Origin of the sequence: Pseudomonas sp. PICF6, from assembly GCF_009831705.1 — a bacterium.
Classification (GTDB): domain Bacteria; phylum Pseudomonadota; class Gammaproteobacteria; order Pseudomonadales; family Pseudomonadaceae; genus Aquipseudomonas; species Aquipseudomonas rhizophila.
In genome coordinates this window covers 83,076-88,627 of the sequence record NZ_WUUD01000017.1, presented here as the reverse complement: position 1 = coordinate 88,627, position 5,552 = coordinate 83,076, and the positions used below count along the sequence as shown (strand labels likewise).

Here is a 5,552-nt window from a genome sequence, read left to right as displayed (position 1 = left end):
GGCCAGGCTCAATACAACCAGGCCGATTGCCCAAGACAATCGATTCACATTGGAAATCATCTGCACACAACTCCTGTTGGCAAACTTTCAAATATTCGGTTAACCCGGACGCCGTCCCTGCAAGGACAGGCGCACGGGCAAAGTCAGGGAGGCCGGTGGCCGTTCACTCAGAGGGGGAGCGGTGCGCAAGGCGGTGATGACTTGTTCATCCACTTGCCCGTTGCCGCTGGACTTGACCAGCTCGACCCGGGTGATCTCGCCCACGGCGCTCAGCCAGACGTCGGCCTGCAGTGAGAAGGCCAGGCTGCGCAGCTCGGGGTTTTCCCGAAGCAGGCGCTGGAAGGTGAACGCCAGGAACTGGCTGTAGGTGCCGTTACCCAGGCGTCCCCCTCCAGCCCCGGCCATGCCGCCGCCCTTGCCCGCACCGATGTTGAACGCGTCGTTGCCGGCCTGGGCATCACCGTCCATTTGCATGGGGTTCTCCAGGTCATCCACCGGTGACGGCGGCGCTTCATCTTCGGGCTTGATCTCCTCGGGCTCCGGGGTCGGTTCTGGCTCGACCACTTTCTCCTCGACCTGGGGCTCCGGTTCCTTGGGTTTTTCCGGCGGCGGCGGGGGCGGCGGTGGCAGCGGAATAATGGTTGGCACCTTTGGCGCTTCACGGCGCACGCCACTCATGTCGTTGGCCCATTGCCACAGCAGCCAGGCCCCCACGCCACCCAGCACCAGGGCGGCGGCCCACTTGAGCAGGCGCAGCGGCGCGTTCTTCACCGGGGGCGGGTTGATGGGAAGTTTGGCGGTCATGGTCAGCCCTGGCTCGGTTTGCCGGTCACGAGACCGACCTGTGACAGTTCCAGGCGCCGCAACAGATCCAGCACTTCGATGACTTTCTGGTACTGCACCGTGGCGTCGCCGCGCACGATCACCGGAAAATCCGGGCTCTGGGCTTTTTCGATACGCAGACGCTCCTCCAGCTCGCCCAGAGTCACCGGGTAGGCATCAAGGAACACCTGCCCGCCGTCGTTCACCGAAATGGCCTTGGTCTTGGCTTCGGACAACGACACCGAGGCGCTGGCCTTGGGCAGGTTGATCTGAATACCCGACACCTGCGCCGTAGCGGTGAGAATGAACATCACCAACACCACCATGAGCACGTCCACCAACGGCGTGATGTTGATGCTGTCCACTGCGGCGTCATCGTCGTCATCGTGTGAAGCGTTTACGCTAGCCATGACTGCGCTCCTCAGGCCGGTACGGGCGATTGAACGTGATGGTCACGGCGATGCGCCGCTTCACCGGACTGACCTTCGCCGTGCATCTCCGCCAGGCGCGTGATGAACTCGTCGACGAACACCCGCATGTCGGCGCTGACTTCCTTGTTGCGAGTGATCAGCCGGTTGTAGCCAAACAGCGCAGGGATCGCGACGAACAGGCCCATGGCAGTGGCGAGCAAGGCCGCGGCCATGCCCGGGGCAATGGCATTGATGTTCACGTCACCGGCCATGGCCGTGCCGAGGAACACCACCATGATCCCCAGCACCGTGCCGAGCAGGCCGATGTACGGCCCGCCGGCGATGGCGTTGGAGAGGGTCGAGAGTTTCGAGCTCAGTTGCTGGTTTTCCCGGGTGCGCACACCGTCCATGGAGCAGCGGATCGCTTCGATGGTGGCGGCCGACACCGACGAGGTATCGGCGCCCTGCTCGCGACGGGTGCGGATCTCCTTGACCGCCACCAGGTACAACCGCCACAGGGACGAATGTTGCAGGCGCTGGGCGAGGTCCTGATCGTCGGCGAACATTTCCAGGCGCGTGCCGATCGTGGCGAACTGCTCACGGAAGGCTTCGTTGGCGGCACTGAGGCGGCTGACCATACGGTTCTTGCGGATCATGATGACCCACGACTGGAACATCATCAGCACCAGCACCGCGATGATCACCCAGGCGTCCAGCGGCACAGCGTTGAGCAGGAAACCCAGGCTGCCGAAACCGAAGCCGGACTGCTCTTCATCGACACCATAGGCCACCAGTTTTGATTCGGCGCCCTGGGCATTGGCATCAGCCAACAGCAGCGGCGCCGCACGGGCGACCTTGGACAGCCGCACCTCGTCCATGGCCCCGCTGAACGGCACGAAAGCCCCGGTGGGAAGATCAGTTGAAGGGTCGGAGGCAAGCCCCGTAGAAAGATCGGCCCCCAGGGCCATCGGCGAATTGAACGCCGGCATCGCCACCGCCAGGCTCGCGGTTTCACGACCGTTGACGTACAGCACGACCCGGTCGCCCGAGGCGGTCAACGCCAGGTGTTGCCATTGGCCGGGGTTCAACGGTTGAGTCGAGACGGCACGCTGACCGTCAATGTCCAGGAATGGCACACCCTGGTTCACCCCCACCAACAGGCTGGCGGCGGCCTCACGGCGGGCCAGGATCACCTGCTCACCGCTGGCCTGATCCTGGCGCAGCCAGGCGCTGAATGTGAACGCCGCGCCGGCGCTGTGCTGCAATGAAGGGCTGGCCGGCAACAGCAGCGGCTGACCGTTGAATTGCAAGGCACGACCGATCACGCCATCGATGCTGGTTCCAGCGGCACCCTGGGCATTGTTGCCATACGCCGTGGCATCCCGGGGCGGTACACCGGTGGTGCCATCGAAGTGGTAAAGAGCGGTGTAATCCGGGTCGAAGGTCAATTGGCCGCTGCCGGTGGCCGGTGCCTTCTGGTTGCCGTAGTACATCCACAGATCCTGACGCTGGCCACCCTCCACGTTCGGTACATCGACCCAGATCAAGGCCATCCCCATCAACGGGTCGAAGCTTTCGATCTGGTGATTGAGCACGGTCTTGTCATCGGCACTGACAAAACGCAGGTCCGAGCCATCATCCTTGACACCGTCGAAGGTGAAGTTGCCGGTGTGCAGGCGTACCAGCAATGCGGTGCGGCCCAGGGCCTGGCTGATCGCCGCGCCTTGGGGCGTGGTGTCCACGGAAATCTGTTTGCGGTAGTGCCAGTCGTCCTGCCACCAAGCATTGGCCGTGGCTGGAAGCACCAGCCCCAGGCAGATAAACAGGGATAACAATAAGCGTTGCATGGACATGACTCCTAGGTTCAAAACGTCGCTTGCAGGTTGAAATGCAGGCGCGATTCCTGTTTCGAGGTGTTCGGCCCTTCGAGCAGCGGGTAGCCCCAATCGAGGCTGCCGGACAGCCATTTGCTCAGGCTCGCGCGAGTGCCGAGGCCGACACTGGCCAGGCTGTAATCCGCGTCCTGATCGGGCAGTTCGTCGCGCAAGTACAACTGCGCGCCTTCGGCGAAGGCGTAGAACCGCCACTCCTGGACATAACTGCCGAGGAACTTGGCAATGGAAGGTGTACGCAACTCCTGGGACAGCAGGTAGCCGTCATCCCCGGTACGCTCGGCGGCCAGATAACCGCGGACCGATGTCGCGCCACCGGCAGAGAACTGTTCGTTGGAAACCAGCGGCCCGGACGCCAGCTGGAACGCGGCTTTGGACGCGGTCTGCCAGTCGTTGGCGAAGGTGAAGGTGTAATTGCCGTCTCCCTTGAGCACGGCAAAACTGGGGCTGGCGCGGTAGCGCTTGTAGTCGAAGTCTTCGTCGGAACTGCCGTAGCCCAACAGGCTGCGGGTGCCCGCCACCAGGCTCAGGCCAAGGCCCAACTGGCTGTTTTCGGTGTAGCGAAAGCCGTTGTAGGCGAAGGTGAACGGCGCGTACTTGAGCGGTACTTTGTCGCTGGCGCCGCCCAGATTCAGCTCTTCCTCAAAGTCTTTGAAATCCACGCCAATGGAAAACGTATTGGCCCAGGCGGCGCTGGACGCCAAGGTGTAGATCGCCGAGACACCGTACGAATGGCCCCTGCCCAAGACGTTGCTGCCGCCGATGGTCGCCACGTTGCTGTCGGACTGGTAACCGGAGAACTGCACGCTCCAGTGCTCGTCCAGCGGCGCGGTATAGGAGCCCGACCAGACCTTGGCGTTTTCGGTGTCCTGGGGCGCGGTGAAGAAGGTCAGCGAGAGGCTGTGACCCAATTGCCAAAGGTTGTTGTAGCCCAGGCTGGCGACTGTGCGCAGCTTCTCGGTGTCGGCGCTGTAATCGTTATTGAGCCCCAGGCTGGCTTGCCACGGGTTCTGATCCTCGACCTGCAAGTCCACATCCATGGTGCCGGGCCGCTGGCCCTCGCGTACCAACGGCATGACCTGGCGCCCCGGGGTTTTGTTCAACTGCGCCAACTCGGTCTGGACCTGGGCGAAATCGGGCACCTCGCCTTCCTTGAGCGCGGGCACGTCCTCGCGGATCTCCACGGGCGAATAATGCTTGGCACCCACCACGCGGACTCGGCCGACCTTGGTCTCGCTGACCTGCAGGTAGACGATGCCGTCTTCGACTTTCTGCTCCGGCAACTCGACGAACACCGATTGATAACCGCGCGCCTGATAGGCCTTTTGCAGCGCCTCCCGGGCCCCCTCAATATCGCTCAAGGCCTTTTGCGGGCCGAGGAACGGGTACACCGCCTCCTCGATGGCCCGGGCATCGAGCACGGTGTTGCCACGCACGAAATACTCGTTCACGTCCACCAGGCGAGCCGGGGCCGATTCGACTTCCTGCTGCGCTTGCGCGGCGAACGCCGACGGCCCCCCGACCGTCAACACCAACCAGCCCCACAGCGCTGGCCGCGATTTGAAGAAATGCTCCACACCACCCCCTGAATTCAAAGTACCGCTCAATTGCTTGCAGTCGATGTCGTGGCGTGCCGCGCCAGCCAGGTGTGCAGCAGCGCGAAATTCAAGGAGAACTCCGGCATTTGCAGCAAGGCACCGCAGAACACTTCACCGATTATTTTCTGGATGAGCCTCACCGCCCGCGCATCGCCCAACAGCGTGGCGAGGTCTTTGCTCAAAACGTCGAAGCGCCAGACCTTCTGGTTCAGGTCCAGGCCGACGAACCAACGGAACAGCAGGTTGTAATTGAGTTGTTCGTAGAGTTGCTGCTCGCTGGGCACCGAATAGAGCAGTTGCAGTAAAAGGATGTGCATGACGGTCTGCGGTGCGATCAGCATCTCGGCGCTTGCGGTGAGGCCTTGCAGCACGTCGCGGTGGTCGTCCAGCAGGTCGTCGATTTGCGGACGCAGCAACACCAGTGAATGGCCTTGCGGGATGTAGCTGGACACTTCCTTGAGTGCGCCCTGCCAGTCATCCTGGGAAACGATCCAGACCCACGGTGCGCCGTAGCGATACACCGAGACCGGCTGCTTGCGCGCCGCCTCGACGATCTTCGACAACCGCTGGTCAAGCTCCTGCATGCCCACTTTCGAATAACGTTCCATAGTTCCCATCGCCTCACTCCCGGCTGCCTGCCCCGGTTCCAAACGACCTTGCAGGTCCCCTCGAACACGTCACACAGGCTTGACGGGAATGGCGATGTGCTACCGAACTTTTGTCATGAAAGCTTCATTTGGATGGACGTCGATGGGAACTTGAGCGCGGGTCCCGTGGCGAGGGAGCTTGCTCCCGCTGGGCTGCGCAGCGGCCCCAAAAAGGCGGCTGGG

General features: G+C 62.6%; 5 protein-coding genes. All 5 read right to left on the bottom strand.

Features of this window, described 5'->3' with window-relative positions; translation table 11 throughout:
- Nucleotides 1-99: 99 nt before the first annotated feature.
- The 5 genes from GSM73_RS10640 to GSM73_RS10620 all read right to left on the bottom strand — a co-directional run bounded on the left by GSM73_RS10640 (nt 100) and on the right by GSM73_RS10620 (nt 5,330).
- Entirely contained in the window at nt 100-804 is a 705-nt protein-coding gene (locus GSM73_RS10640) for an energy transducer TonB (RefSeq protein WP_160892470.1), read from the bottom strand.
- A 2-nt stretch (nt 805-806) separates the two neighbouring features.
- Nucleotides 807-1,232 carry a biopolymer transporter ExbD gene (locus GSM73_RS10635; RefSeq protein ID WP_047228946.1) on the bottom strand — a complete coding sequence of 142 codons (426 nt, stop codon included), beginning with the start codon at nt 1,230-1,232 and terminating at the stop codon, nt 807-809.
- 11 nt (nt 1,233-1,243) lie between these two features.
- Nucleotides 1,244-3,079, bottom strand: coding sequence for a DUF2341 domain-containing protein (locus tag GSM73_RS10630; protein ID WP_047228945.1), 1,836 nt, complete (start codon nt 3,077-3,079; stop codon nt 1,244-1,246).
- 17 nt (nt 3,080-3,096) lie between these two features.
- Entirely contained in the window at nt 3,097-4,653 is a 1,557-nt protein-coding gene (locus GSM73_RS10625) for a ShlB/FhaC/HecB family hemolysin secretion/activation protein (RefSeq protein ID WP_372241374.1), read from the bottom strand.
- Between the two features lie 74 nt (nt 4,654-4,727).
- On the bottom strand, nt 4,728-5,330 hold the full coding sequence (locus GSM73_RS10620) for a transposase (RefSeq protein WP_047228943.1): 603 nt from the start codon (nt 5,328-5,330) through the stop codon (nt 4,728-4,730).
- Between the last annotated feature and the right edge of the window lie 222 nt (nt 5,331-5,552).